Annotated in this window: 26 protein-coding genes; 9 read left to right on the top strand and 17 right to left on the bottom strand. The window is 74.5% G+C overall.

The annotated features are described in order from the left end of the window. Genes ACFYUV_RS17755 through ACFYUV_RS17745 form a run of 3 tightly spaced genes read right to left on the bottom strand, consistent with a single transcriptional unit; the run spans position 1 to position 3,252 of the window. Entirely contained in the window at positions 1 to 675 is a 675-nt protein-coding gene (locus ACFYUV_RS17755) for an ABC transporter ATP-binding protein (RefSeq protein ID WP_387669647.1), read from the bottom strand. Continuing rightward, on the bottom strand, positions 668 to 2,455 hold the full coding sequence (locus ACFYUV_RS17750) for a peptidoglycan-binding protein (protein WP_387669646.1): 1,788 nt from the start codon (positions 2,453 to 2,455) through the stop codon (positions 668 to 670). Before ACFYUV_RS17750 ends, ACFYUV_RS17755 begins: the two co-directional genes overlap by 8 nt. Then, a complete protein-coding gene (locus tag ACFYUV_RS17745) occupies positions 2,455 to 3,252 on the bottom strand; it encodes a hypothetical protein (protein ID WP_387669645.1) in 798 nt (265 codons plus the stop codon). The genes ACFYUV_RS17750 and ACFYUV_RS17745 overlap by 1 nt, the downstream gene beginning before the upstream one ends. A gap of 172 nt (positions 3,253 to 3,424) precedes the next feature. Here ACFYUV_RS17745 and ACFYUV_RS17740 point away from each other — a divergent pair, with 172 nt between their 5' ends. Beyond that, positions 3,425 to 3,976, top strand: coding sequence for an AAA family ATPase (locus tag ACFYUV_RS17740; protein WP_387669644.1), 552 nt, complete (start codon positions 3,425 to 3,427; stop codon positions 3,974 to 3,976). Here ACFYUV_RS17740 and ACFYUV_RS17735 read toward each other — a convergent pair. From ACFYUV_RS17735 to ACFYUV_RS17725, 3 genes are all read right to left on the bottom strand, one after another. Continuing rightward, a complete protein-coding gene (locus ACFYUV_RS17735; protein WP_358301390.1) occupies positions 3,954 to 4,454 on the bottom strand; it encodes an anthrone oxygenase family protein in 501 nt (166 codons plus the stop codon). The genes ACFYUV_RS17740 and ACFYUV_RS17735 overlap by 23 nt on opposite strands. A gap of 130 nt (positions 4,455 to 4,584) precedes the next feature. Then, entirely contained in the window at positions 4,585 to 5,334 is a 750-nt protein-coding gene (locus ACFYUV_RS17730; RefSeq protein WP_364342633.1) for a methyltransferase domain-containing protein, read from the bottom strand. Between the two features lie 82 nt (positions 5,335 to 5,416). Further along, positions 5,417 to 6,286: a LysR family transcriptional regulator gene (locus ACFYUV_RS17725; protein WP_387669642.1), complete on the bottom strand. Its 870-nt coding sequence runs from the start codon at positions 6,284 to 6,286 to the stop codon at positions 5,417 to 5,419. A 76-nt stretch (positions 6,287 to 6,362) separates the two neighbouring features. Here ACFYUV_RS17725 and ACFYUV_RS17720 point away from each other — a divergent pair, with 76 nt between their 5' ends. Beyond that, positions 6,363 to 6,512: a hypothetical protein gene (locus ACFYUV_RS17720; protein ID WP_387669640.1), complete on the top strand. Its 150-nt coding sequence runs from the start codon at positions 6,363 to 6,365 to the stop codon at positions 6,510 to 6,512. 28 nt (positions 6,513 to 6,540) lie between these two features. Here the strand turns inward: ACFYUV_RS17720 and ACFYUV_RS17715 are convergent, their stop codons facing one another. Further along, entirely contained in the window at positions 6,541 to 8,664 is a 2,124-nt protein-coding gene (locus tag ACFYUV_RS17715) for a SpoIIE family protein phosphatase (RefSeq protein ID WP_387669639.1), read from the bottom strand. Positions 8,665 to 9,126: 462 nt separating this feature from the next. Between ACFYUV_RS17715 and ACFYUV_RS17710 the strand changes: the two genes are divergently transcribed. After that, positions 9,127 to 12,381: a S8 family serine peptidase gene (locus ACFYUV_RS17710; RefSeq protein ID WP_387669638.1), complete on the top strand. Its 3,255-nt coding sequence runs from the start codon at positions 9,127 to 9,129 to the stop codon at positions 12,379 to 12,381. A gap of 179 nt (positions 12,382 to 12,560) precedes the next feature. Here the strand turns inward: ACFYUV_RS17710 and ACFYUV_RS17705 are convergent, their stop codons facing one another. Beyond that, on the bottom strand, positions 12,561 to 12,902 hold the full coding sequence (locus tag ACFYUV_RS17705; RefSeq protein ID WP_352330153.1) for an Lsr2 family protein: 342 nt from the start codon (positions 12,900 to 12,902) through the stop codon (positions 12,561 to 12,563). Positions 12,903 to 13,433: 531 nt separating this feature from the next. Then, on the bottom strand, positions 13,434 to 14,294 hold the full coding sequence (locus ACFYUV_RS17700; RefSeq protein ID WP_387669637.1) for a hypothetical protein: 861 nt from the start codon (positions 14,292 to 14,294) through the stop codon (positions 13,434 to 13,436). Between the two features lie 85 nt (positions 14,295 to 14,379). Between ACFYUV_RS17700 and ACFYUV_RS17695 the strand changes: the two genes are divergently transcribed. Then, positions 14,380 to 14,877: an ankyrin repeat domain-containing protein gene (locus ACFYUV_RS17695; protein WP_387669636.1), complete on the top strand. Its 498-nt coding sequence runs from the start codon at positions 14,380 to 14,382 to the stop codon at positions 14,875 to 14,877. Positions 14,878 to 14,884: 7 nt separating this feature from the next. On the opposite strand, the gene ACFYUV_RS17690 is transcribed toward ACFYUV_RS17695, so the two are convergent. The 3 genes from ACFYUV_RS17690 to ACFYUV_RS17680 form a co-directional block, all read right to left on the bottom strand. Then, the gene (locus tag ACFYUV_RS17690) at positions 14,885 to 16,099 is read right to left on the bottom strand and encodes an RNA polymerase sigma factor (protein WP_387669635.1); all 1,215 of its coding nucleotides are present in this window, start codon (positions 16,097 to 16,099) and stop codon (positions 14,885 to 14,887) included. After that, on the bottom strand, positions 16,096 to 16,431 hold the full coding sequence (locus ACFYUV_RS17685; RefSeq protein WP_358301365.1) for a YciI family protein: 336 nt from the start codon (positions 16,429 to 16,431) through the stop codon (positions 16,096 to 16,098). Before ACFYUV_RS17685 ends, ACFYUV_RS17690 begins: the two co-directional genes overlap by 4 nt. Positions 16,432 to 16,530: 99 nt before the next feature. After that, complete coding sequence (locus tag ACFYUV_RS17680; RefSeq protein ID WP_387669633.1) at positions 16,531 to 16,959, bottom strand: ATP-binding protein; 429 nt, start codon at positions 16,957 to 16,959, stop codon at positions 16,531 to 16,533. A 188-nt stretch (positions 16,960 to 17,147) separates the two neighbouring features. On the opposite strand from ACFYUV_RS17680, the gene ACFYUV_RS17675 reads away from it, so the two are divergent. Next, positions 17,148 to 17,489 carry a hypothetical protein gene (locus ACFYUV_RS17675; protein ID WP_387669632.1) on the top strand — a complete coding sequence of 114 codons (342 nt, stop codon included), beginning with the start codon at positions 17,148 to 17,150 and terminating at the stop codon, positions 17,487 to 17,489. A 34-nt stretch (positions 17,490 to 17,523) separates the two neighbouring features. On the opposite strand, the gene ACFYUV_RS17670 is transcribed toward ACFYUV_RS17675, so the two are convergent. Next, positions 17,524 to 17,841 carry a transcriptional regulator gene (locus ACFYUV_RS17670; protein ID WP_358301360.1) on the bottom strand — a complete coding sequence of 106 codons (318 nt, stop codon included), beginning with the start codon at positions 17,839 to 17,841 and terminating at the stop codon, positions 17,524 to 17,526. Further along, positions 17,831 to 18,262, bottom strand: a complete 432-nt coding sequence (locus ACFYUV_RS17665) for a hypothetical protein (protein ID WP_387669631.1) — start codon at positions 18,260 to 18,262, stop codon at positions 17,831 to 17,833. The genes ACFYUV_RS17670 and ACFYUV_RS17665 overlap by 11 nt, the downstream gene beginning before the upstream one ends. A gap of 91 nt (positions 18,263 to 18,353) precedes the next feature. Here ACFYUV_RS17665 and ACFYUV_RS17660 point away from each other — a divergent pair, with 91 nt between their 5' ends. Next, a complete protein-coding gene (locus tag ACFYUV_RS17660) occupies positions 18,354 to 18,497 on the top strand; it encodes a hypothetical protein (RefSeq protein ID WP_387669629.1) in 144 nt (47 codons plus the stop codon). 12 nt (positions 18,498 to 18,509) lie between these two features. Here the strand turns inward: ACFYUV_RS17660 and ACFYUV_RS17655 are convergent, their stop codons facing one another. Further along, positions 18,510 to 19,079 (bottom strand): cupin domain-containing protein, encoded by a 570-nt coding sequence (locus tag ACFYUV_RS17655; RefSeq protein WP_387669628.1) that lies wholly within the window; start codon positions 19,077 to 19,079, stop codon positions 18,510 to 18,512. A gap of 47 nt (positions 19,080 to 19,126) precedes the next feature. Between ACFYUV_RS17655 and ACFYUV_RS17650 the strand changes: the two genes are divergently transcribed. Then, entirely contained in the window at positions 19,127 to 19,948 is an 822-nt protein-coding gene (locus tag ACFYUV_RS17650; protein WP_387669627.1) for a class I SAM-dependent methyltransferase, read from the top strand. Positions 19,949 to 20,006: 58 nt separating this feature from the next. Next, positions 20,007 to 21,182, top strand: a complete 1,176-nt coding sequence (locus ACFYUV_RS17645; RefSeq protein ID WP_387669626.1) for an acyltransferase family protein — start codon at positions 20,007 to 20,009, stop codon at positions 21,180 to 21,182. 6 nt (positions 21,183 to 21,188) lie between these two features. Here the strand turns inward: ACFYUV_RS17645 and ACFYUV_RS17640 are convergent, their stop codons facing one another. Continuing rightward, positions 21,189 to 22,142 (bottom strand): zinc-binding alcohol dehydrogenase family protein, encoded by a 954-nt coding sequence (locus tag ACFYUV_RS17640; RefSeq protein ID WP_387669625.1) that lies wholly within the window; start codon positions 22,140 to 22,142, stop codon positions 21,189 to 21,191. A gap of 78 nt (positions 22,143 to 22,220) precedes the next feature. On the opposite strand from ACFYUV_RS17640, the gene ACFYUV_RS17635 reads away from it, so the two are divergent. Beyond that, positions 22,221 to 22,814, top strand: a complete 594-nt coding sequence (locus ACFYUV_RS17635) for a TetR/AcrR family transcriptional regulator (RefSeq protein ID WP_387669624.1) — start codon at positions 22,221 to 22,223, stop codon at positions 22,812 to 22,814. 47 nt (positions 22,815 to 22,861) lie between these two features. Here the strand turns inward: ACFYUV_RS17635 and ACFYUV_RS17630 are convergent, their stop codons facing one another. Continuing rightward, complete coding sequence (locus tag ACFYUV_RS17630) at positions 22,862 to 25,123, bottom strand: SpoIIE family protein phosphatase (RefSeq protein WP_387669623.1); 2,262 nt, start codon at positions 25,121 to 25,123, stop codon at positions 22,862 to 22,864. Positions 25,124 to 25,161 lie beyond the last annotated feature (38 nt).

The following is a 25,161-nucleotide window of genomic DNA, read 5'->3' as shown; positions in this document are numbered from 1 at the left end:
CTACTCCTCCGTGAGGACGCCGTCGGTGATGCGGACCCGGCGTCCGGCCCGGTCGCTCACCTCGGTCTCGTGGGTGATGACGACGATGGTCATCCCTTGGGCGCGCAGCTCGTCGAACAGGTCGAGCACCGCGCCGGTGTTCGTGCTGTCGAGGTTGCCGGTGGGCTCGTCGCACAGCAGCAGCGACGGCTCGCCCAGCAGGGCGCGGGCGATGGCGGCGCGCTGCCGCTCGCCGCCGGACAGCCTGCCGGGCAGGAAGTCCACCCGGTGCGACAGGCGCACCCGATCGAGGGCGCGCACGGCGCGGTCCCGCCGTCCGGCGCGCGGAGCGGCGCCGTAGACCTCGGCCAGCATGACGTTCTCCAGGACGCTGCGGTGCGGCAGCAGGTGGAAGGACTGGAAGACGAAGCCGATCCGGCCCCCGCGGACGGCGGTGCGCGCCCCTTCCCTCAGCGTCGTGGTCTCGATGCCGTCGAGCCGGTAGCTGCCGCTGGTCGGCCGGTCGAGCAGGCCCAGGGTGTTGAGCAGGGTGGACTTCCCCGACCCCGACGGGCCGACGACCGCCACGTAGTCCGCCCGCTCGACCCGCAGGTCGACCGACGACAGCGCGCGGACGGGGGGATCGCCGGGGAACTCCTTGGTCAGCTCGCGGAGGTGGATCACCGGCTCAGCCACTGTTGACCACCACCCGCTCGCCCGGCCGGAGGTCGCCGGTCACCTCCACGGCCCCGTCGGCGGATAGGCCGGTTCGCACCTGCACCTCCTCGGTCCGGCCGGGCGCGGTCTCCACCCGCACCCGGGCCCGGCCGTCCGCCGCCGTGACGACCGCCGCCACGGGGACCACGAGCACCTCCCCGCCGGTGGCGAGGATGGTCACGCGGACCGTGACAGGCTGCCCGGCGAGCGCGCGCAGCCCCTTCGCGGAGGCGGGCGTGACCGTCACCGGGACGGCGCCCTTCGCGTCACGTCCCGCGACGGCGGTCACCGTGCCGGGGACGGTCGTGCCGGAGTCGGTCTCGACGCTCGCGGCCAGTCCCGCCTGCACCCGTTCGGCCTCGGCCGCGTCCACCGAGCCGGACACCACGAAGCCGGCGCCGGTGACCGTGGCGACCGCCTTGTCCACCGGCTCGCCCGCCTTGACGGCCGGCTTGTGCAGGCGGACGGGCAGCCTGGGCAGGAAGACGATCTCGCCGGGCGGCACGGTGGTGCCGTAGGTGCGGGAGAACTCGGCCAGCAACGCCCGCGCCGCGGCCAGGTCGCTGCGCGCGTTGGCCACCTTCAGCCTGGCGGGGGAGAGCTGCCTGGCCTGCCGCAGCGCCTGCTCGGCGACGGCCACGGCCTCCCGCGCCGCCCGTACGGCCTTCTCCAGCCCGGCCAGCCGCTTCGCCCGCGCCGCTCCGGCCGCCGCCCGCGCGCGTTCCAGCGCCGACCGGGCGGCGGCCAGGTCCGCGCGGGCGTTGGCGACCCGCAGTTCGAGCAGGCGGGTGTCGGCGGGCGACCCCGCCGTGGGGGCGGAGCCGGGCGCCGCGGCCGGCCCGGTGGTCGGCGCTGTGGTGGGCGCTGTGGTGGGCCCGGTGGTGGGCCCGGTGGTGGGCGCTGCGGTCGGCGTCGCCCTGGCCTGGGCGAGCTCCTGCTCGGCCGCCAGCAGCCGCTCCTCGGCCGCCCGCACGGCGCTCTCGGCGGCCTCGACGCCGGCCGCGTCCCCGGCCGCGTCCCCGGCCGTGCGGTCCTGGGCCCGCGCGCTCTTCAGCGCCTGTTCGGCCTCCTTCAGGTCGCGGCGGGCGCCGGTCACCCTGAGCTTCAGCGGGAGCACGTCCATGCCCTGGTCGAGGGCCTTGCTCTCGGTCGCCAGCACCTCCCGCGCGGTCCGCACGGACCGCGCCAGCTCGTCGCGCCGCTGCCGCAGCTCCAGGGTGGGCTGCTGGGCCTCGTAGCCGCGCCGGGCGTAGAAGCGCGACACCGCCGCGACGGTCGCCTGGTCGAACACGCCGGTCACCGGCACGCGGTGCCCGAGCCGGCGCAGCGCCTTCTGCAACTGCCGGACGTCGTCCCCCTCGGCGCCGGGGACGATGCCGCGGTGCATCGGCACCCTGCCCGCGAAGACGAACACCGGTCGCCCGTTCACCTCCATGAGCACCGCGCCCTCCACGAGCTTCCCCCGCCGGGGGGCACGGGTGGCCCGCTGGACGGCCTCGCCGCCGCCCGCCATCCCGCCCACCACACCGGCCAGCGACACCGCACGCGGGGAGCCGTACTCCAGCGTGCCGCTGACGACGACGGTGGCGACCAGCCTGCGCCGCTCGACCTCGACGGTGACCAGCGACGGCACGGGCGGCCTGCGCGCCGCCGCCTCGTCGGCCGGGGAGCGCAGCCGGGTGCCCACCCCCCAGCCGGTCCCGGCGACCGCCAGGACCACGACCAGCACGAGCAGCAACTTGCCGCGAGGAGTGCGCATCACTGCTCTTGGAACCCGTACTTCACCCGCGCCTCGTTGGTGAGCCGCCGTTGCAGCGGGACGAAGGCCGCGTAGAAGTCCTTGCCGCACTCCAGGTCGACCAGCGCCGACCTGATCTCCTTGGCCAGGTACGGCCGGGCCGCGGCGGCCGTGACCTCGCCCGCCTTGCCGAGCCGGTCGGCCTGCTCGCCCCACAGCATCGACCCCCGCGCGCTCAGCGCCAGCGGCCGGGCGGAGGTCACCCGCTCGCCCTTGGACTTCAGGCACTCCGCGAACGGCCCGGCCAGCTCCACCAGCTTCGGATCGCCGTCGAGCGCCTTGTCGATGTTCTCGATCTCGGTGCTCATCTGGTCCTGGTAGTCGGCGAGCGAGGTGACCTTCAGGCCGTTGACCTGGCGCAGGGCGCTGACCCGGCACTCGTTCATGGTCTTCTGGTAGGCGTCCCGCCGGGGGCCGGAGAGCCCGTCGAGCGTGGCCTGGTTGGGGTCGGGGGCCCGGGTCTCGGTAGGCTTGGGGTAGACGATCGCGGAGAAGACGCCGAAGCCGTTCCTGCTCCGCTCGGCCTTCATCGCCTCGTAGTCGGCCGGGTCGGCGTGGGGCGGCGCCGGGCGGCTGACCGAGGGCGTGTAGGCGAAGCCCTTCTGCTTCATGCAGGTGGCGATGACGGTCTCCCGCTCGCGGAGCTTGTCCGCCCCGGCCTCGCCCCCGCCGGACGCCGGGGCGGCCTGTCCCGCCGGAGCCCCTCCGCAGCCGGTCAGCACCGCCAGACCGAGCAGACCGCACACCAGCACACGCATCAAGGGCTCCTTCACCGTGGGGACGCGCCGCCCTCCGCGACGCCTCGGCCACTCTTGAGCCCTTTTCCGTCCGCCCGGCCTTGGCCGGGTATCACCGGGCGCTCGGCCGTGTATCGGCCGTGTATCAGCGCCCGTAGCTCGCCATCAACCCCCACGGAAACGGAGAAGAACCGTGCCGAATCACGTTCTCACCGGCACCCCGGGCGCCGGGAAGACGGCCGTCCTGCGGCTGCTGGAGGTCCACGGGTTCAGCGTCGTCGAGGAGGCGGCGACGGACGTCATCGCCCTCGGCCAGGCGCTCGGCCGCGCGGAGCCCTGGCGCGAGCCCGCCTTCGTCGAGGAGGTGGTCAGGCTCCAGCGGCGGCGCCAGGAGGCCGCCCCCGCGGGCGGCGAGGCCGCCGTCTTCTTCGACCGCTCGCCGGTCTGCACGCTGGCGCTGAGCCGCTTCCTCGGGTTTCCCGCCTCGCGCCTGCTCGCCCGCGAGGTCGAGCGGGTGGTGGACCGGGGGACGTACGACGGGAAGGTGTTCTTCGTGCGCAACCAGGGGTTCGTCCGCGCCACCTCCGCCCGGCGGATCGGCTACGAGGAGGCGCTGGACTTCGAGCGCCTGCACGAGAGGACCTACCGCGACCTCGGGTTCGACCTCGTCGAGGTGCCCGCCGGGCCGCTGGCCGACCGCGTCGCGCTGGTCGAGCGCGCCGTCAGCCCACCCGGCCGCTCTTGACGAGCGCCCAGCACAGCGAGGCGAACGCGCCGGTGGTGGTGATCGTCCGGACGAGGTTGTAACCGGCCCACTTGGCCTCGTCGAACGCGCGGCGCACCGCGGCCAGGTCGGCGATCCGGTCGGGGTCGCCGGCCGCCTTGATGGCGTCGTTGAGCGGCACGTTCACGGCCACCGTGAGCACGAAGGCGACCAGGTAGAGCACCAGCGCGACGATGATCCAGGGCAGCACCGCGCGCACGTTCTGGCCGAGGTGCAGCGCCGCCGCCAGGCCCGTGAAGGCCAGCGCGCCGACGAAGCTGAGCATGAACCACGGGTTGAGGATCGCCCGGTCGACGGCCTGGAACGCCCCGACGAACGTGCGGTCGTCGGTCGCGCCCAGACCGCGCATGATGGTGTGCGAGTAGAGCCCGAAGACGCCCGCCGCGAGCCCGGTCGCCATGGTCGCCGCGATCAGCACGACGGTGCGCAGAACCGACATCAGTGTGTCCCCTTGTTCGTTCCCGCGCCCGACGTCCCGGACGCGCGAGGACAAGTCAACGCGACACCGGGGGAGCGCGGCCATGGCCAGGACTCTCCCGCCCATACGCCAGACTCCAGGGGGCGCCGGGTCAGGGCGCGGGCGGGTTCCGGCGCGCGGTGACCAGCGCGAAGGACAGGTATTCCCCCTGGTCGGCTTCGAGCATGGCGATCGTCGCCGTCTCCTGCCGGGCGCGGGCCCACAGCAGCCAGTCGTGCCATCCGCCGTCCTGCAGGCGCGCGGACGTCACCGTGACCAGCTCGGTGATCTCCCACTGGAAGCGCCACCACGCGGCGGTGTGCCAGGCGATGGCCTCCCAGCCGACCAGCGCCTTGACGTGGGCGGGGATGTGCCCGAGGTCGCGGACCTCGCGGGTCATGCCGGGCGTGGCGACGCCGAGCTGCCCGCCGGGCCGCAGGAAGCGGACCAGGTAGGGCAGGTAGGAGTCGGCCGTGCCGAAGTACTCGAAGGCGTCCACGCTGACGATGGCGTCGAAGGACTCCTGCTCGAACGGCAGCGCGTGCGCCTCGGCCCGTACGGCCCGGACGCGGTCCGCCACGCCCGCCGCGGCGAAGACGGCCGCGGCCTTCTCGGGCGCGACCCACAGGTCGGCGGCCACCACCTCCACCCCGAACTCGCGGGCCAGGAAGACCGAGGTCGCGCCCAGGCCCGAGCCCAGGTCGAGCACCCGCATGCCGGGCCGCAGGTCGAGGTCGCGGGCCAGGTCCTCCAGCAGCCACAGCGGATGGGGGCCCATGTCCAGCCCGAGCACCCATTCCGGGTCGTACTTGGAGGAGAGCGGATAGACGTCGGGCCGCACGAGGTCCTGGATCGCTGACACAGCGGGCCATCCCACCACGAAGACCCCGCCCGTTCAACCGGTTATGCGCCGCCGGGGCCGGGCCTCGCAAGTCCGATCCGGGTCACCGGGTGAGGTGCGCCAGCAGGGCGGCGGCGGCCGGGTTCGCGGGAACGGGCGCCCGGCCGGCCAGCACGACCGTCCTGGCCGGATCGGGCTGGCGGATGCGCACGGTCGGCAGCCCCTCCTGCTCGGCCACCCGCCGGGGGACGATCGCCACCCCGATCCCGGCGCGCACCAGGTCGACCAGCAGCCGGATCTGGGTGACCTCGCAGGTGATCTGCCGGTGCAGCCCGCACCCGGCGGCCAGCCGGCGCACCGCCGTCTCCAGCCCGGTGCCGGCCTTGAAGTCCACGAACGGCTCCTCCGTCAGCTCCGACAGCAGGGCCCGCCCCGCGCCGGCCAGCCGGTGGTCGGGCGAGGTCATCAGCACCAGCTCCTCCTCCCAGGAGTCGAACACGGCCAGCCCCGCCGGCAGCTCGGCGCCGTCGAGCGCCAGGTAGGCCAGGTCGAGCTCGCGGGCCAGCAGCGCGTCGAGCAGCCCCGCCACCGGCGCGTCGCGCACCGAGATCTGGATGCCCGGCCGCAGACGGTGGAAGGCGGCCAGCTCGGCCGGCAGGTCGACGCTGGTGAGCGTCTGGATGGTGCCGATCGCCACCCGGCCGGTGGCCAGCCCGGACACCGCGGACACGGCGTCGCCGGCCGCCGCGGCGTCGGCCAGCAGCGCCCGCGCGGCCGGCAGGAACGCGTGCCCGGCCGGGGTGAGGACCGGCCGCCGTCCGGTGCGCTCGAACAGGTCGGCGCCGAGCTCGCGTTCGAGCTTGCGGACGGACGTGCTGAGCGCCGACTGCACGATCAGCTCGGCGCGCGCGGCGGCGGTGAAGCTGCCGTGGGTGGTGACGGCGACGAAGTGGCGGAGCTGGCGCAGTTCCATCCATCTACGATAACGATGGCTGCCAGCGAGACGATGTGTTGGATCGATCAGTGCACGCCAGGACATCCTGGTCCGCATGGAACGACACGTACCCGCCCTGTGGTCGGCCGCCTACTGCTCCCGCCGTCCCGCCCCGGTCCGGCTCGCCGGGCGGGGGCTGCTCAAGTTGCTCGACTTCGTCCTGGCGCTCGCCCTGGCCGACCACCGCACGTTCGTCTCGCACTGAGCACTGAGCACTGAGCACTGAGCGGGGCTCAGCCCGCGTTCTCCCGGTGCCGCAGGAGCAGCAGCGCGATGTCGTCGGTGTGCGGGGCGTGGTCCAGCAGCGTCCCGGCGACCTGCTGGAGCTGCTCGCGCGGGGCGCTGGTCAGGTACGCCGCCAGCGTCCCGATGGCCTCGTCCAGGTCCACGCCCGGCGCCTCGACCAGCCCGTCGGTGTAGAGGGCCAGGACGGCGCCCGGCGGGAACGGCACCTCCACCGTGGCGTACTCGGCGTCGGCGTCGATGCCGAGCAGCAGGCCCGCCGGGATGTCGATGATCTCGGCCGGCATGTTGGGCGGGCGCAGCAGCGGCAGGGGATGACCGGCGTTGGCCGCCCGCAGCGTGCGCAGGCGCAGGTCGAAGTAGATGAGCAGGCAGCTGGTGAACAGGTCGGTGTCCAGGTCCATGAGCAGCCGGTTGGTGTGCTGGAGCACGTCCCCGGGGCTGGCCCCGACGGCGGCGTGGGCGTGGATGGCGGTGCGCACCTGGCCCATGAGCGCCGCGGCCGTCATGTTGTGCCCCTGGACGTCCCCGATGACGGCGGCGGCGGTGGTCTCGTTGAGCCGGATCAGGTCGTAGAAGTCGCCGCCGATGCCGACGCCGCGGGTCGCGGGCACGTACCGGGCGGCCACCTCCAGGCCCGGCATGTCGGGCAGGCTGCCGGGCAGCAGCGAGGTCTGCAGGCTGTGGGCCAGCCGGTCCTTGGTGTCGTAGAGCAGCGCGCGGTCCAGGGCCTGGCCCATCAGCCCCGCCAGCGTGGTCAGCGTCGCGCACTGCTCCGCGGCGAACGGCCGCGGGTGGTCGAAGGCCAGCAGGCAGACGCCGAAGGTGTCGTCGGAGACGGTCAGCGGCAGGAAGGCCCAGGCGGCCATCCCGTCGTCCTGGGCGGTGTCGGGGAAGGCCCGGCTCAGCTCGGCCCGGTCGGCGTAGAAGGCGGGCTCGCCCGTGCGGACGACCTGCTCGGCGGGGCTGGGCGCGGCCAGCGTCTGGCCGTCGAACCGCTCCAGCACCTCGGGGACGTAGCCGTGGGAGCCGACGATCCGCATCCGGCCGCTCTCCGCCCTCATGATCGCCATGGCCTGCGCCTTGAACACCGGCATGACGTGCTCGGCGATGAGATCGACGACCTCCCTGACGTTCAGCGCCCGGGTCATCGCCGAGGCCATGTGCAGGAAGTTGTAGAAGACGTCGGCCCGCGGCAGCCCCGAGTTGTCCGGCATGAAGGCGCGCGCGGGCCGCTGCGCGGACAGGTCGGCCCCCGAGGGGGTGATGCGCAGGCTCAGGCCCGTCGGGTCCGGGTGCAGGACGAACTCCAGCTCGTGGCCGTCCGGCCGGCGGGCCGAGCAGGAGGCGACCTGCTGGCCGACCACCGCCGCCCGGCAGCGGTCCTGGAAGGCCGGGTCCTTCAGCCACGTCGCCGTCTCCCACAGCGGCGTGCCCAGCAACTCCGAGACGGTGGTGCCGAGCAGTCCGGCGGCGGCGGGGCTGGCGAAGGTGACGACGCCGTCCAGGTCGAGCGCGACGGAGCCGTCCCGCAGCCGGTCCAGGTAGCCGGCCGCGGCCACGGCCTCGTACGGGTCGGGCATCGGCGGCGGCACCGGGGTCAGCACCCGCGGCTCGCCCCCGGGACGCAGCGGACATCCGCTGTCGGCGGCCTGCTCCAGGACGGCCGCCAGGCGCTCGCTCGTGGCGGCGATGACCTCCTGCTCCCGCCCGCTCAGCTCGGCCGGCCGCCCCTCCGGCCAGAGCAGGATCCACGAGCCCCACATGCGGGAGTCGCTGTGCAGGGGCGCGGCGGCCGAGGCGAAGGCGTACGGGAAGGCCAGGGCCGTGCCCGGGAAGCGGCGGGCCAGCTCCTGCGCGGTCGGCACCCACACCAGCCGCCCCTGGCGCACGGCGGCGGCCACGGGCGCGCCGCCGTCCAGCCTGACGGTGGTCCACGGCTTGACGAGCTGCGCGGGCAGCCCGATCTCCGCCTCCATCACCAGGACCTGCGGGGAGCCCGTCAGTAGGTACACCGCGCCGATGTGCGCGCCGGTGTCACGGGCGGCCTGGGCGAGCAGCTCGTCCAGCGCCGAGGTGTACGGCCGGGTCCCCTCGTCGGCGTGGCCGCCCACGGGCTACCTCGTTCCGTCCTGCGCTGACGTCGGCGCCGCGTCCCGTTGATCGCCCATAGGACAACTGTAGATATCCGTATTGGGGGTGATGCTCACCGTTGCCGGATTCTGGCGAAGAGGAGGGACGAATATGAGCTTTGCGGCGGGCGCTCGTCTGGTGGGGCCAATTGGCCGGAACGTGACAAAGCGGCGGGGTTCTCGGCCAGTTGATCGCTGTCTACACTCCGGTTCGGACGCCAACCCACCCCGCCCACGGGGAGGGGAGGCGGTCCCGCTCGTCACCCGCCGGGGAGGGTCATCGATCTCTCCGGCATGCGCGCGTGGGGGTGACATGACGTCCTCGGCCGGGCCCGCGGGTTCGTGCAGCTCCTCGGCCAGGAGGTCTTTGTGTTGTCCCGTTCGTTCTCATCCCGTTTACGCCGGTTGACATCGTTAGCCGTCGGGCTCGGTGTCGTGCTGACCATGAGCCCGGCCGTGGCGCGGGCCACGCCGGCCCCGCCCGGCAAATGGCGGTCGGTGCCGCTCACCGGCGCCGAGGTGGTCGAGGGCGCCAAGTCCCCCACCGGCAAGCTCGCCAAGAGCGACGCCGCGCTGCTGAAGGTCACCTCGCCCGCGCCGGTCAACGTCATGGTCAAGCTGGACTACGACTCGCTGGCCGCCTACCAGGGCGGGCTGGCGGGGCTGCCGGCCACCAGCCCCGCCGTCACCGGCAAGGCCCTCGACACCAGGAGCGCCGAGGCCAGGAAGTACGGCACCCACATCCAGGACGTCGAGAACGCCTTCCTCGGCGAGCTGGCCAAGAAGGTCCCCGGAGCCGTCGTCGGCCAGCGCGTCAGGACCGTCTACGGCGGCATCGCCCTGCGCGTCCCGGGCAACAAGGTGGCCGACGTGTTGCGGCTGCCCGGCGCGGTCGCCGTCCAGGAGGACAGGCCGCAGCAGCTGCTGACCGACTCCAGCCCCGAGTTCATCGGCGCCGACACCGTCTACGGCAAGCTCGGCGGCAGCTCCTCCGCGGGCAAGGGCGTGATCGTCGGCGTGCTCGACACCGGCGCCTGGCCCGAGCACCCGTCCTTCGCCGCCGCCCCCGGCCTGCCCGCCCCAGGGCCCACCAAGGACGGCACGCCGCGCGTGTGCAACTTCGGCGACAACCCGCTGACCCCCGCCAGCGACCCGTTCACCTGCAACAACAAGCTGATCGGCGGCCAGCCGTTCATGGAGACCTACAACGCCGTCTACGGCGGCGAGGTCTACGGCGACAGCGCCCGCGACTCCAACGGGCACGGCACGCACACCGCCAGCACCTCCGCGGGCGGCCCGGTCGCCGACGCGAACCCGCTGGGCATCAGCCGCGGCCCGATCCACGGCATCGCCCCGGCCGCCGAGGTGTCGGTCTACAAGGTGTGCGGCGCGCAGGGCTGCTTCCCCTCCGACTCGGCGCAGGCCGTGGCGCGGGCCGTCCTGGACGGCGTCCGCGTGATCAACTTCTCGGTCTCCGGCGGCAGCGACCCCTACAGCGACCCGGTCGAGCTGGCCTTCCTCGACGCCTACGCGGCCGGCGTGCTGGTCTCGGCCTCGGCCGGCAACTCCGGGCCCGGCGCCGGCACCACCGACCACCGCGGCCCCTGGGTGACCACGGTGGCCGCCTCCTCGCAGTCCAGGACGTTCCAGTCCACGGTCACGCTGTCCGGCGGCGGCGCCACGGCGACGATCAAGGGCGCGTCCATCACCGCGGGCCTGGCCTCGCCGCTGCCGGTCGTGCCGGCCTCGGCGCCGCCGTACTCGCGCGCCGCGTGCGACGTCCCGGCCCCTCCCGGGCTGTTCACCGGGAAGATCGTCGCCTGTGAGCGCACCCCCAACCGCGTGCTGAAGAGCTTCAACGTCAGGCAGGGCGGCGCGGCCGGGATGATCCTCTACAACGCCTTCCCGTTCGACGTCTTCACCGACGCCCACTGGCTGCCGTCGGTGCACGTGGACAAGCCCGAGGCCGACACCCTGCTGGCCTTCCTGGCCGCCCACCCCGGCGCCACCGCCTCCTTCACGCAGGGCGCCAAGTCCACCTGGCAGGGCGACGCGATGGCGCACTTCTCCTCGCGCGGCCCCGGCGGCGACTTCCTGAAGCCGGACGTCACCGCGCCCGGCCAGCACATCATGGCGGGCATGACGCCGACCCCCGAGTCGCCGCTGGAAGGCCCGCCCGGCAACCTCTACCAGGTCATCTCCGGCACCTCGATGTCCGCGCCGCACGTCACCGGCTCGGCGGCGCTGGTGTTCGCCCTGCACCCCACCTGGACGCCCGGCCAGGTCAAGTCGGCCCTGGAGACCACGGCGAAGACCGCGGTCACCAAGCAGGACAGGGCCACCCAGGCCGACCCGTTCGACATGGGCGGCGGGCGCATCGACCTGACCAAGGCCGGTGACCCCGGACTGACCCTGGACCAGGACGCCGCCGGCTTCGTCGCCTCGGCCACCGACCCACTCAACCGGATCGACCTCAACCTGCCCTCGGTGAACGCGCCCACCATGCCCGGCGTCATCACCGCCAAGCGCACCGTCACCAACACCACCGGCTCGCCGCTCACCTTCACCGCCTCCGGCACCACCGTGAGCGGAGCCGCCGTCGCCGTGCTGCCGCCGCTGTTCACCGTCGCGCCCGGCAAGAGCGCCAAGCTGAGCATCGTCGTCACCGCGCCGGAACTGCCCGACGGCCAGTACTTCGGCCAGGTCAACCTCAAGCAGGTCGGCGGCTCGCGCGCGCTGCACCTGCCGGTGGCGTTCTACCGCAAGCAGGGCGCGGTGCCGGTCGAGCAGACCTGCGCCCCGGACACCATCGCCACGAACACCGGCGAGTCCACCTGCACCGTCACCGTGCGCAACACCACGTACGAGGACGCCGAGGTGACCGCGCTCAGCACCCTGGACGCCCGCCTGCGCCTCAACGGCGTCACGGGCGCGACCAAGGTCGGCACCCAGGTCGCCACCACCAAGGCGACGCTGGCCGCCACCCAGCCCGCCCGGCCGGCGATCGCGCCGGGCGCCGGACCGGCCGGCTACATCCCGCTGGACGCCTTCGGCGTCACGCCCACCCCGATCGGCGACGAGCAGGCGCTCAACTTCACCGTGCCCGCCTTCCAGTTCGCCGGGCGCAGCTACACCCGGCTCGGCGTCACCTCCGACGGCTACAGCGTCGCGGGCGGGGCCACCGGCGACGACGTCTCACCGACGCCGCAGACGCTGCCCGACCCGGCGCGGCCCAACGGCGTGCTCGCCCCGTACTGGACCGACCTGGACGGCACCGCCGCGCCGGGCGTCCTGGCCACGATCCTGACCGACGGGGTCAACGACTGGCTGGTGGTGGAGTGGCGGCTGAACCTCTACGGCACCACCGACCTGAAGGTCTTCCAGCAGTGGATCGGGCTCAACGGCGTGGAGGACGTCAGCTACGCCTACGACCCGGGCAACCTGCCCGGCTCGCCGCCCGCCGGTTACGGCCTGACGGTCGGCGCCGAGAACGCCGAGGGCACCGCCGGCGCCCAGATCTCCGGGCCGCCCACCCAGGATCTGGTCGTCACCAGCACGCCGGGGGCGCCCGGCGGCAGCCTGACGTACTCGATGAAGGTCAAGGGGGTCAGCGCGGGGGTCGGCAAGATCACGACCGCCACCTCGACCCCGCAGGTCAAGGGGATCACCGTCGAGGTGGACAAGATCACCGTCCAGTGACCCGCCGGTGACCGCGGGCGGCGCACCCGCCCGCGGTCACCGCGGCACGGCTTCCGGCCGAGGCAGTACAGGCCGGCGCCAGGTGCGTCGCAGGTCGTTCCGAGGTCTCCGCCAAGGGCGTTAGCCGAGCATGGGAGCCGGACGGCCGGCGCGCTCCTGACGTCGTCCTGGTGGGCGGCCTAGTGGGCGGCCTCGTACTTCTCGACCACCGAGGCGGCGATGCGGCCGCGCTCGCTGACGGGCAGGCCGTTGGCCTTGGCCCACTGCCGGATCTCCGAAGACTTCTCCCGGCTCAACGCGCGGCTGCCGGTGACGGCCGCCCGGCGCCCGCGCCCACCGCGATCCACGCGAACAGGACGGGCCTTCACGATGAAGGGCGCCAGTGCTTTCCGCAGCGCGTCCGCCTTCTCCTCATGAAGGTCAATCTCGTAGCTGCTGCCATCGAGTGCAAAGACGACGGTCTCATGAGCCTCCCCACCGTCTACATCGTCGATGAGAATCTCTTGAATCTGCTTAGCCATGGTGGCACTCCATGCTCGATACGGTTGTTGCGTACTGTAGCGCCCTTCAGTAGCGTGCGGGCAACTTAGCTCGGCCCGGCGCCGGTGAACGCGGAGAACTCGCCGGGCACACCGCCCGTCAAACGCATTTCAAACGCGACCGGAACCGCGCGTGCCCGGGGTGTCACGGCGGCCGCCTCGCGTATCTCACCTGCGAATGCCCGGGTCATGTTCCAGGTCGCGGGGCGGGCGGGCGGTCGCGGCGGACACGGGGCCGCCCGGCGCGGGCACGCGGACGGGGCAGCCGCGGGAAGGCGGCGGCCAGGGCGGTGCGCATCTTATCGAAGATGAATTCAAAGGTGTGCTTCAATGTGTCCGCACCGCTCCCGCGTGCGCGCCGCCGTCGCTTCCCGGCTTCGGCACACGGTTTTCCGGCGCCCCGCGAGCTGTGCGCCGGCGGGGCCCTATGGCGTCAACTCCGGGCAAGGCGTAGAAGTGCAAGTGCGAATGCGACGGGCCCGGCCGTCTTCCGCCCTTTTGTTTCTGACCGATTTATCGGGCGGGGCGGCCGAAGCACTCCGTGACGCGGCGGAGGGCGGCGTCCGGGCCGTCGAGGTCGAGCAGGAGCTCGGGGGCGGCGAGCGCGGCCACCTCCTCGAAGGCGTCCTGATGACAGGTCAGCCGCCAGCCGGGCCAGCGCTCGGCCGGCCGCGACGGGGGCAGCGAGCAGTCCAGCGACCACCAGTCGAGCGTGCGGGCGGCGGCGTCGAGGTGCACGCCGTTCCAGGGGACGGCCTCCAGCGCCGCGAAGGGCGTCGCCCGCTCCTGGGGGCTCAGCAGGGCGGCGGGACCGGCGAGCAGCACGCGGGCCAGGCCGGTGCCCCACCAGCCGGCGAACGACAGCCTCCCGGTGGTGTCCCGTACGGCCACGAGGGTGTCGGCGACCACCGACAGGTCGTCGTCCTCCGCCGGGCCCTGACCCCATTGCGGCGGCAGCGGCGCCGGCGGGTCGTCGAGGCCGGCGACGGTGTCGTAGCCGAGCCCGAGGTGCTCCATGACCTCGTGGAGGCCGCGGGCCGCCCACTTCAGCGTCCAGCCGGGCCACCGCGCGGCGAGCACGCCCAGCCACGCCCGGATCTCCGGCACGGACGTGCGCCACACGGGCCCGCGGATCTCCAGGGAGCAGTGGACCAGCAGCAGGCGGCGGGACACGTCCAGCACGGCCACGGCCTGCCGGCGCACCGCGTCGCCCCAGCCGAGGGCGTGGCCGTGCTCCTGCTCGCGCACGAAGGCGGCCAGCCGGTCGGGGCCGCGCAGCAGGTCGCCGTAGAAGGTGCCCGCGCCGCCCCGGCGTGACCAGACCCGATGGCCGCCCGCGTCGACGATCACGTAGTGCGCGTGCTCGGTGCCCATGCCGCCCAACCTAGCCCGCGCCCGGCCGGGGGCGGCCTCCAGCTGATCCGTGGCGGGACGGGCCGGGGCTCGTGACAATGGGCCCATGCGCTACCTGGATGCGGCGGACCCGCTGGCGGTGTCGGCGGCGGCGGCCGTGCGGCTCGGCGACCTCGACGGCGTACGGCGTCTGCTGTCCGGGCACCCTGGGCTGGCCCGCGTCCGGCTGGGCGAGGCGGGCGGGGTGTCCCGGACCCTCCTGCACGTCCTCACCGACTGGCCGGGCCACGTGCCGGGCGGCCCCGCCCTGGTACGGGAGCTGGTGGCGGCCGGGGCCGAGGTGGACGCCCGCTTCGCCGGCCCGCACGCCGAGACGCCGCTGATGTGGGCCGCGAGCTGCGACGACGTCCCCGTGCTCGACGCCCTGCTGGACGCCGGGGCCGACGTCGAGGCCATCGGCGCGGTGATCGGCGGCGGCACGGCGCTGTCGGACGCGTGCGCCTTCGCCCAATGGGACGCCGCCCGCCGCGCCGGCGCCGACGACCTGGCGTCCTGGCTCACGGCACGCGGCGCCCGCCCAGGCCCCCGGCACCCCGCAGGCTGACCCCCGCTCAGGGCCTCGCGTCGCGCGCGGTCTCGGTGGCGCGGGTGAGGAGGGCGCGGCGTTCCTGGTCGCTGTGGGCGACGGCGGCGGCCCGCCGGAACAGCGCCGCCGCGTGGGCCGGGTCGCCGTCGCGGGCGGTGAGGTCGGCCTCGGCGGCGATGGCCAGCGGATGGCCGTCGAGCTCGGCGCGGGAGCGCTCCAGCAGCGCGAGCCCGGCCCGCGGCCCGTGGGCGTACCCGTGAGCGACGGCCCGGTTCAGCTCCACCACGGGCGTGGGGTGGAGCAGGGCCAGCTCGTCGTAGCAGCGGGCGATCCGCGACCAGTCGGTGCCGGGCAGCGAGGACGCCGTGGCGTGGCAGGCGGCGATGCGGGCCTGGAGCCCGTACGGGCCGCCGCCCTCGACCGCGGCCAGCAGGGCGAGCCCCTCGCCGATCGCGGCCCGGTCCCAGCGGGAGCGGTCCTGCCGGTCGAGGGGCACCAGGTCGCCGGCGGCGTCGCGGCGGGCGTCCCGGCGGGAGTGCTGCAGGAGGAACAGCGCCAGCAGCGCCGTCACCTCCTCCTGCTCCGGCATGAGCCGCCGCAGCAGCCGCGCCAGCCGGATCGCCTCCTCGGCGAACGCGGGCTCGCCGCCGGCGTCGTACCCCTGCGTGAACAGCAGATAGAGGACGGCCAGCACCCCGGGCAGCCGATCGGCCAGCGCCGCCCCCTGCGGCACCCGGTACGGGATGCCCGCCTCGGCGATCTTCCGCTTCGCCCTGGTCAGCCGCCGGGTCATCGCCGACTCGGTGACCAGGAAGGCGCGGGCGAGGTCGGCCGTGGGCACGCCGCAGATCGTCCGCAACGTCAGCGCCACCCGCGACTCCAGGGCCAGCGCCGGATGGCAGCACGTGAAGACGAGCCGCAGCCGGTCGTCCACGACCTCCTCCTCCCGCCCGTCCCCGGGCCCGTCCTGGACGGTCAGGGCCAGCGCCGCCAGCTCGGCCAGCTTGCGGCGCTCGATCGAGACGCGGCGCAGCGCGTCGATCGCGCGGTTGCGCGCCACCGTCATGAGCCAGCCGCCCGGGTTGGACGGCACGCCCTCCTCCGGCCACCGCCGCACGGCCAGCGCCAGCGCCTCCTGGGCGCAGTCCTCGGCGAGGGTCCAGTCGCCGGTGACCCGGATGAGGGCGGCGACGATCCGCGGGTACGCCTCCGCCGCCGCCTCCTCCAGGTGCCGTCTCACTGCTCGAAGTCGGCGAACGGCCGCAGCTCCAGCCGTCCGTGCCTGGCCATCGGGTGGCTGCGGGCGACCTCGACCGCCTCGTCGAGGTCGGCGCATTCCAGCAGGTCGAAGCCCACGATCACCTCTTTGGTCTCGGCGAACGGCCCGTCGGACAGGACCAGCTCGCCGCGGCGCACCCGCACGGTGGTCGCGGCCGACTCCGGCGCCAGCACCGCGCCGCGCACCCGCCGCCCGCGGGCGTCGTTCTCGGCCACCCACGCCTCGACGTCGGGCAGGTTCTCCTGGTCGGTGTCGGGCTCGGTGTCGGTGCAGACGAACATCATGTACTTCATCTCGCGCTCCTCGTTTGGACGGCGTCTCACCATGGTGACGAACGGGACCGACGGAACCGGACGTCGTCCGCCGAGATTTCTTTCGCGGAGAGAGAAGGGTCAGGCCGGCACGACGCGGCGCGCGTCCAGGCGGCCGGCCCCGCGACGGGCCCGCAGGTCGAGCGTCAGCAGCGAGCCGAGCCCGGTCTGCTCCAGGACGACCTCGTCGCAGAGCTGCTGGATGACCCACAGGCCGTACCCGTGGGAGGCGGTCGGGTCGAGGCGGGCCGAGGCCAGGTGCTCGTGGGTGAGCCGGCCGGCGACGTCGAGGATCTCGACGATCACGCCGTCGGCGCCGCCGCGGGAGGTCACCATGCCCGTCCGGCCGCCGTGGTCCAGCACGTTGGTGACCGCCTCGTTGACCGCCACCACCAGGTCCTCCAGCCGGTCGGCGGGCAGCCCGCAGTGGCGGCCGTGGACGCGGATCAGGTCCCTGATGAGGGCAAGGTCAGTGCTGATGGGGCACTGGAGCTCGAACTGAAGGGTCATGATCGTCTCGCGTGGCGGGGTCGGATGGGGTGGCGGGCCAGTCTCCAGCTTTCCCGCCGGCGGCCACTCAAACGTGTACCGCCGCCGTTCGCAAGTCGGCGGCATGAGGGGCGCAGGACCGGGTAGCGCCATAAGTGCAGAATCTTCCGGCACGCCCACGGTCCCCAGACGAACCCGGAGGCTGACGAATGCGGCATGGCGACGGCGACCAGAGCACGGGCATCGACCATCGCAAGGGGAGCGGCCAGATCGCGGGAAGCGGCGGGCTGGGCAGGGCCGCGCTGTGGCCGGCCTCGGTGCTGACCGCGGCGGTGACCGCCGACCTGCTGCGGCGCCGGTTCGCGCCGGCCCGGCTGCGGCTGGCGGAGGCCGCGAGCGGGCTGCTCGAACGTACGGGCGTGCGGCCGGCCAGGCCGCGCCTCACCGACCGGGAGCGGCTGGACCGCCAGTTGCTGACCTGGCGCCAGGCCCACCCGGAGACCCCGTGGCCCACCGGCCGCATGGGCCCGGCCGGGACCGGCGGCGGCTGACCGGGCTCCCGCCAAGGGTCTGCGGGCGGGCGGGTCAGGTGGGGTCGGCGGCGCTCCGGCGGGCCGTCTCGGCGATCGCCTGGAGCGCGTCGAGGTGCCCGGCCAGTGCGCGGCGGCCCTCCTGGGTCAGCGAGAGCCACGTGCGGGGGCGCTTGCCGACGTAACCCTTGCGCACGTGCACGTAACCGGCCTCCTGCAGGGCGGAGACGATCCGGCTGACGCTGGCGTCGGAGATCTCGGCGTAGTCGCGGACCGCGGCGAACTCCGCCTCCAGCGCGCCCGACAGGAACGCCATGACGGTCAGCCGGGTGGGGTGCTGGATGACCTCGTCCAGCCGGGGGTCAGCGGGCATGGCCGTCCAATGCCGTGACCGCCCACAACGCGGCCCCGCCGAGCACGGCGGCGCACACCGCGCCCGCGCCCTGCCCGAACGGGATGGCGGCGAGCCAGCCCAGACCGTAGACGGCGGCGGGGCCGAGCTGGTTCATCAGCCGGCGGGGGAGCGGGCCGCCCGGCATGGTGACGACCCCGCCGCGGCTGATCACCGCCGCGTGCACGGCCAGGAAGGACACCAGGGCCACGATCCCCGCCACCATCACCGGCACCTGCTGCGCCCAGGGCCCGGTGAGCAGCCCGAAGCCGACCGCGAACAGCAGCCCGCGCGCCGGGGCGAACCAGCCGGGGGCGGCCGGCCGCGAACGGGCCGCCGCCCGCGCCGCCTCGGCCGCCTGCAACGCCTGACGGGCGGCGTGGGCGTCGACGTGATCGCGCAAGGGACCTCCTCGGTAGAAGTACTTTCACCGTAGCATCTACTTTTGCCTCGCAAAAGTGCATCAGCCGGTTCCCCAGCTGGCGGACGCCGACATGTGCGACGTTCGCCCGGTGACCACCGGGAACGCCGCGCACAACGGCGCCCTCGCCTCCGGAACCACCACCACCGGCCTCGGCCTCCAGGCGACCCGCCCGCACGGCGACACCGCGCTCCCGTCCGGGTACGCCTGCGCCTGACGGCCGCCGCGCCTACGCCTGGCCCGCGTGCAGGTGGGAGCGCTCGCCGTCGTGGTCGAAGATGGTGAGCAGCTCCACGGGCCCGTCGTGGGCGCCGACGGCGTGCGGGGTCATGGTCGAGAACTCGGCCGCGTCGCCCGCCGGCACCAGGACGGTCCGCTCGCCCAGCACCAGGCGGGCCGTCCCGGACAGGACGGTGAACCACTCGCGCCCGGGATGCGCCTGCGGTTCGAGCGGCCGGTCGGGGGTGATGCGCATCTTGGCCACCGTGACGCCGTGCAGCGAACGTTCCCGGGACAGCAGCCACACGGTCATCCCCGGGTGGTCGCAGGGCAGCGGCCGGATCACCACGTCGTCGTCCTCGGTGGACTCGACGAGCTGGTCGAGCGTCGTGCCGAGGGCCCGCGCGATGGGGACGAGCTGGTCGAGGGCGATCCGGCGGTGGCCGGTCTCGATGCGGCTCAGGTTGGACGGGCTCAGCCGGCACCGCGCGGCCAGGGCGTCGAGCGACCAGCCCCGGGCCAGCCGCAGGCCGCGGATGCGCCGCCGGACCACGGCGTCCAGGTCGACTTCTTGCGTCATAGGCAAGAGTGTATGCCGCACACGCAGGAGCCCCCTACGGTGAAGGCATGGAAGGACATCACCACCACGAACATCACCATGGCGACGAATCAGCCCTGGCGGACCTGCTCGACCTGGACGCCGAAGTGCTCGGGCCGTTCCTGGACGAGCTGACCGCCTGGGTCGGCGAGCAGGCCGACCGCACCCCGCGCACGGTCGCCGACCTGGGCGCCGGCACCGGAACCGGCACGCTGGCCCTGGCCCGGCGGTTCCCCGTCGCCGACATCGTCGCGGTCGACCGGTCGCCGCTCATGCTCGACCGCCTGCGCGCGGCGGCGCGCGGCCAGGGGCTGGGGGAGCGGGTGCGCCTGCTCCAGGCCGACCTGGACGCGGCCCTGCCGCCGCTCGGCACGCCGGACCTGGTGTGGGCGGCGGCGTCGCTGCACCACGTCGAGGACCCGGCGCGGCTGCTCCGCGAGGTGCACGCCGCGCTGCCCCCCGGCGGACTGCTGGCGGTCGTCGAGATGGACGGCATGCCGCGCCTGCTGTCCGACGAGGCCGGGGCGGCGCTGGAGGCGCGCTGCCGGGAGGCGCTGGCGGGCAGCGGCCCGGACCCGTACCCGGACTGGGGGCCGGTCCTGGCGGCGGCCGGGTTCGAGGTGGCCGCGCGGCGCGACTTCCCGATCGAGGTGCGTCCGGCGCCGCCGGGGGCCGTCCGCTACGCGCGGGCGGTGCTGAGCGGCTACCGGTCGCGGCTCGCCGGGCACCTGGCCGCCGACGACCTGGCAGCCCTCGACCGGCTGCTCTCCGCCGACTCGCCGGAGTCCCTCCGCCACCGCGAGCTCGTCGTGCGCGGCACCCGGACCGCCTGGGCGGCCCGCCGTCCTTGACCCGGGACGGGTGGCGGGGAGCCCGGATGTTGCCAGCGGGACCGATACGTTGGGATGCGTGACGACTGCTCCCTTTGGCACCCCCCAGGTCGTTCGTCCGGAGGCGTCCAGGCTCGCCTGGCTGGACGCCCTGCGCGGCGTCGGCGCGCTCGCCGTGGTCGGCGAGCACCTGACGACCTGGGCCATGCCCTGGCTGCGCCCGACCTTCTTCAACCTGGGCGTGTACGGCGTCCTGGTGTTCTTCCTGGTCAGCGGCTACATCATCCCGTCGTCACTGGAACGGCACGGCGACGTGCGGGCCTTCTGGATCGGCCGCGCCTTCCGCCTCTACCCGCTCTACCTCGCCGTCATCGCCGTGGTCCTGGCCCTGTCCTGGTGGATCCCGGTACGCGCCGAGGTGCCCAGGGACGCCTCCTCGGCCGCGGCGCACGCCACGATGCTGCTGGACGTCGTCGGCGTCGCCGGGGTGATGAACACGATGTGGACGCTCTCCTACGAGATGGTCTTCTACCTGATGGTCACCGCCCTGTTCGTGACCGGCGTCCGCGACCGGCGCGGCCTGGTCGCCGTCGCGTTCGGGGTGACCGCGGTCGTGGCTGGCCTGGCGCTGAGCGCGGCGCCGCTGACCGGCGGCTGGCTGTCGTGGGTGTCGTTCGCGGTGTTCGCCGCCGGGCTGGCCGGCGTCGTCTCCGGCCGGCTGCGCACCGTGGCGGCGTGCGCGCTCGGCGTCATGGCCCTGGCCCTGCTGCTGCTGAGCAGCCGCGTCCCGTGGTTCGGGGCGGCGATCCTCGCGGTCATGTTCACCGGCACGGCGATCCGCCGGTGGGAGAGCGGCCAGGGTTCCCTGTGGCCGGTGGCCCTGGCCGCCTCGCTGGTGACGGTCGCCCCCGTCTGGGCGCTCAGCGCCGGGTGGTGGTGGGTGCAGCCGGACGTGTGGGGCACGACCGTCGTCCTGGCCGGGCTCACGTTCGCGGCCGGTCTGGCCTGGCGGGCCCGCCGGGTGCCCGCCGTGCTCACCTGGCTCGGGCTGATGAGCTACTCCCTCTACCTGGTGCACCTGCCGGTGCTCCTCGTGGTGATGGAGGTGGCGGGGGAGATGCGCTGGTCGCCGCTGCCCCTGCAGATCGGCGTCAGCGTGCTCTTCCTCGCCCTCGTGCTGCCGGGCAGCCGGCTGACCTACCGTTTCCTCGAACGCCCGATGCAGCGGCTCGGCCGCCGCCTGACCGCCTCCTAGGAGCTCCTACCGGCGCGGGTCGAGCACGAGCTTGCCGGTCGTACGCCGTTCCCTGAGCTCCGCGTGCACCTGCCGCACCTCCGACATCGGACGGTCCCCGCCCACGACCACCCGCAGCTCGCCCGCGATCACCTGCGCCGCCATCTCCGCGTACGCCCCGGCCAGGACGGCGGGCCGCTGGAAGGCGTTGAGCAGCCAGAAGCCGCTGACGGTCGCCGAGCGGGGCTGGAGCGCGCGCGGCGAGACCGGCTGCGGCTCCACCCCGCCCGCCATCCCGTAGAAGGCCAGCCGGCCGAACGGCGCCAGCGCCGCCAGGCTCTGGTCGGTGACCCGGCCGCCGGTCATCTCCAGGACCACGTCCACGGGCTCGCCGCCGTTGGCCGCGCGCAGCGCCGCGGTGAGGTCGTCGGCGGCCGGATCGACGGCGGTGTCCGCGCCCAGCGACAGGGCGAGCTCCCGCTTGGCGGGCGTGCTCGCCGAGGCGATCACCCGGCCCGCGCCCGCCGCCTTGGCGAGCTGCACCGCCAGCGAGCCGACGCCGCCCGCCGCGGCGTGCACGACCACGCTCTCCCCGGCCTGGACCCGGCCGGTGTGGCGGACCAGCCACCACGCGGTCAGCCCCTGGGCCAGCAGGGCCACCGCCGCGACGTCGTCGAGCTCCTCGGGCACCGGGAAGGCGGACGCCTCCGGGATCGCGGCCTGCTCGGCGTAGCCGCCGCGCTCCAGCATGGCGGCCAGGCGGCGGCCGTCGGCGGTCCTGCCGACCACCTCGCCGCCCGGGACGACCGGCAGCGTGGTCGCGGCCAGGTAGGCGTTCTCGCGCATCAGCGTGTCGGCGAAGTTCACGCCGCAGCGCGAGACGTCCACGACGACCTGGCCGGGGCCGGGCCGCGGCTCGTCCACCTCCCGCACCCGCACGACCTCGGGACCGCCGAACTCGGTGATCTGCACGGCTCGCATGGCAACTCCAATGGAATCCAGTTTCAAATGGTACTGAGTACCATAAGGGACGCCGTCCGTAAGCGCTAGACTGGGCCCGTGACCGAGCCCTCCCTGCGCGACCGCAAGCGACAGCGAGCCCGCGACGAGATCATCGAGGCGGCCTACCGGCTCTTCGCCGAGCGCGGCTACGACGAGGTGACGGTCGCCGACATCGCCGAGCGCGCCGAGGTGGGCCGCACCACGTTCTTCCGCTACTTCGGCGACAAGCAGGAGGTCGTCTTCGCGGGGGAGCACGACTGGCTCGACGGCCTGGCCGCCCACCACCGCGAGCTGCGCGGCGACCGCCCGCCCGGCCTGCCCGAGGCGCTCGCCCAGGTGCGCGAGCTCACCCTCGCCCTGTGCGCCAGGGCCACCCTCGACCCCGGCCGCTACGTCCTGCGCGAACGGCTGATCGCCGATCATCCCGAGCTAGACGACCGCACGGCGCGCAAGCAGCGCCGCTTCGCCGACACGATGACCGAGATCCTGCGCGAGCACGGCGCCACCCCCGAGACGGCGGCCCTGGCCCCGCAGCTCGCGCTGGCCTGCTACACCGCCGGCCGCGCCGTCGCCGGCGACGACCCGGCGGCGCTGGCCCCGAGCGTGGCCGCGGCCTTCGACCGGCTCGGCCTCCTCCCGCCCGCCGCCTGACCCGGTGGCCGGTCCCTCCGCACGCCCGGCCCCTTCGCACGCCCGGCTCAGCGCACGTGCACGCCGATCAGGCAGGTGTCGTCGTCGGTGTCGGAGTTGCAGTGGGTGAGCAGGTCGTCGAGCCGGTGGTCGAGGGTCGCGGCGGTCCGCGAGGCGACGGCCAGCAGCCGGTCCTGGGCGTGGCGCAGATTGTGGTCGCGCCGCTCGATCAGGCCGTCGGTGTAGAGCAGCAGCGTGTCGTCGGCCTCCAGCTGCAGCCGCCCCTCCTCGTAGACGGCGTCGGCGAACGCGCCGAGCAGCGGCCCCTTGACCATCGGCAGCTCCGTGCCCTGGGCGCCGCGCAGCAGGATCGGCGGCAGGTGCCCGGCCCTGGCCCAGCGCAGGACGCGGGTGGCGGGGTCGTACAGGCCGCAGATCGCGGTCGCCGTCATGCGGTCGGCCAGGTGCCGGGCGACCAGGTTGAGCCAGCTCAGCAGCCGGGCCGGGCCCGCGCCGGTGGCGGCCAGGCCGCGCAGCGCGTTGCGCAGCACCACCATGCCCGTGGCGGCCTCGACGCCGTGCCCGGCCACGTCGCCCACTGACAGCAGGATGCGCTCCGACGGCAGCACGACCGCGTCGTACCAGTCGCCGCCGACCAGGTCCTCCTTCTGCGCCGGACGGTAGCGGACCGAGATGCGCAGCCCGAAGGAGTCCATGCGGCCGTGCGCGGGCGGCATGATGGCGTGCTGGAGTTGGAGGGCCAGGCGGTTGCGCTCGGCGGACTGCCGTTCGGTGTGGGCCAGCCGGTCGCGGGTCACGGCCAGCGCGACCTCCGTCCAGTGCTGGGGCGAGACGTCCTGGTAGGCCCCCCGCAGCCCGGCCAGCCGGCCGTCGGGGGCGAACACCGGCTCGGCCACCACGCGCAGATGGCGGGCCACCCCGTCGGGGCGTTCGAGCCGGAACGCCGTCGCGGCCGGCCGCCGGTGATGCAGCACCGTGCGCAGGAAGAGGCCCACGGCCACCTCGTCGTCACGGTGCACGTGGTCGCGCAGGCGCTCCAGCGGGACCGGCCGGGCGTCCGGCGGCAGGCCGTACAGGGAGAACATCTGGGCGTTCCACATGATCTCGCCGGTGAGCGCGTTCTCCTCGAAGCCGCCGATCCGGCCCAGACGCTGGGCGTGCTCAAGAAGGCGGGCCTGGTCGTCGTGGTCGCGCCGGACGAGCAGCACGCTCCCGCCGTGGCGGGTGATGCTCACCTCGGCCGTGGAGGCCGCGGTGAAGGGCATGTCGGCGGCGCGGAACGGCTCGCCGGTGGCGTGCACGTGCTCGATCCTGGCCAGCAGCTCCCCGGCCGCGAACGGGTACGCCTCCAGCAGCAGCCCGCCCGCCCGCACCGCCGACGACCCGTTGGCGTGGTGGACGCGGAAGTCGGCGATGTGCCCCTGCGGGTCGAGGTGCGGCACCAGGACGAGCGCCGGGTCGGACATGGAGTCGGCCAGGGCGGCCAGCTCGGCCAGGGCGGCGCCGGCGCGCGCGGGCGGCCCGGGGGAGTTCAGGGTCAGGGCGCACAGGTCGGCCAGCGCCTCGATCTGCCGTTCCATCCTGGGCGTGGGCTCGGGACAGTCGCCCGGCCAGCAGATCTCCAGGACGCCGAGCACCCGTCCGCCCAGCCGGGCCAGCGCGGTGACGCGGCCGCCGGTCAGCTGGTGGCGGCCGATCGAGGGCGGCCCCTGCGTGGTGTGCCACAGCGTGCGGCGTTCGATCAGCGTGCTGGTGGCGGGCGTGACCAGGCCCGGCGGGACCTGCCGCCAGAGCCCGGCCTCCTCCGCGCTGAAGCCCGCGTGCCCGGCCAGCGTCAGCGACGTGTCCGGCCCGGCCGCCCACACCGCGACCGCCGTCGCGCCGATCGGCAGCAGGGCCGTCTCCAGCACGGCGTGGGCCGCCGCCTGCACGTCCGTGGCGCCGAGCGCGGCGCTCTCGGCCGTGCGCAGCCGCACCGCGGCCGCCGCGTGCCCGGCGGACGGCTCCGGACCGCCGTCGAGCCCGGCGGCGCCGGTCAGGGACGCGTCGGCGATGGGGTCGTCGGCGGCCCGGTTGACGACGTCGGCCGCCAGCTCGGCCAGCGGCCGCCCGGTCCTGGCCGCGAGCGTGGCGAGCTGGTCGGCGGCCTGCGCAGGGGCGCAGCGCAGGCGTTCGACCAGGATGCCCTTCGCCAGCTCGACCAGCGCGCGGTCGTCGGCGGCGCGGCGGACCTCGTGCAGCTCGGTGCGCAGGCGTTCGACGGTCGCGGCCAGCCTGGCCAGGCCCGTCTCCTCGGCTGAACTCCCCATGGCGCGACTCCTCACCGCGTCGCTTGCGCCCAGACGCC

Origin of the sequence: Nonomuraea sp. NPDC003560 (genome assembly GCF_042878785.1) — a bacterium.
In the GTDB taxonomy this organism is placed as follows: Bacteria; Actinomycetota; Actinomycetes; order Streptosporangiales; family Streptosporangiaceae; genus Nonomuraea.
Note: the sequence above shows the minus strand (reverse complement) of the source record. Positions and strands in the feature narration are given on the sequence as shown.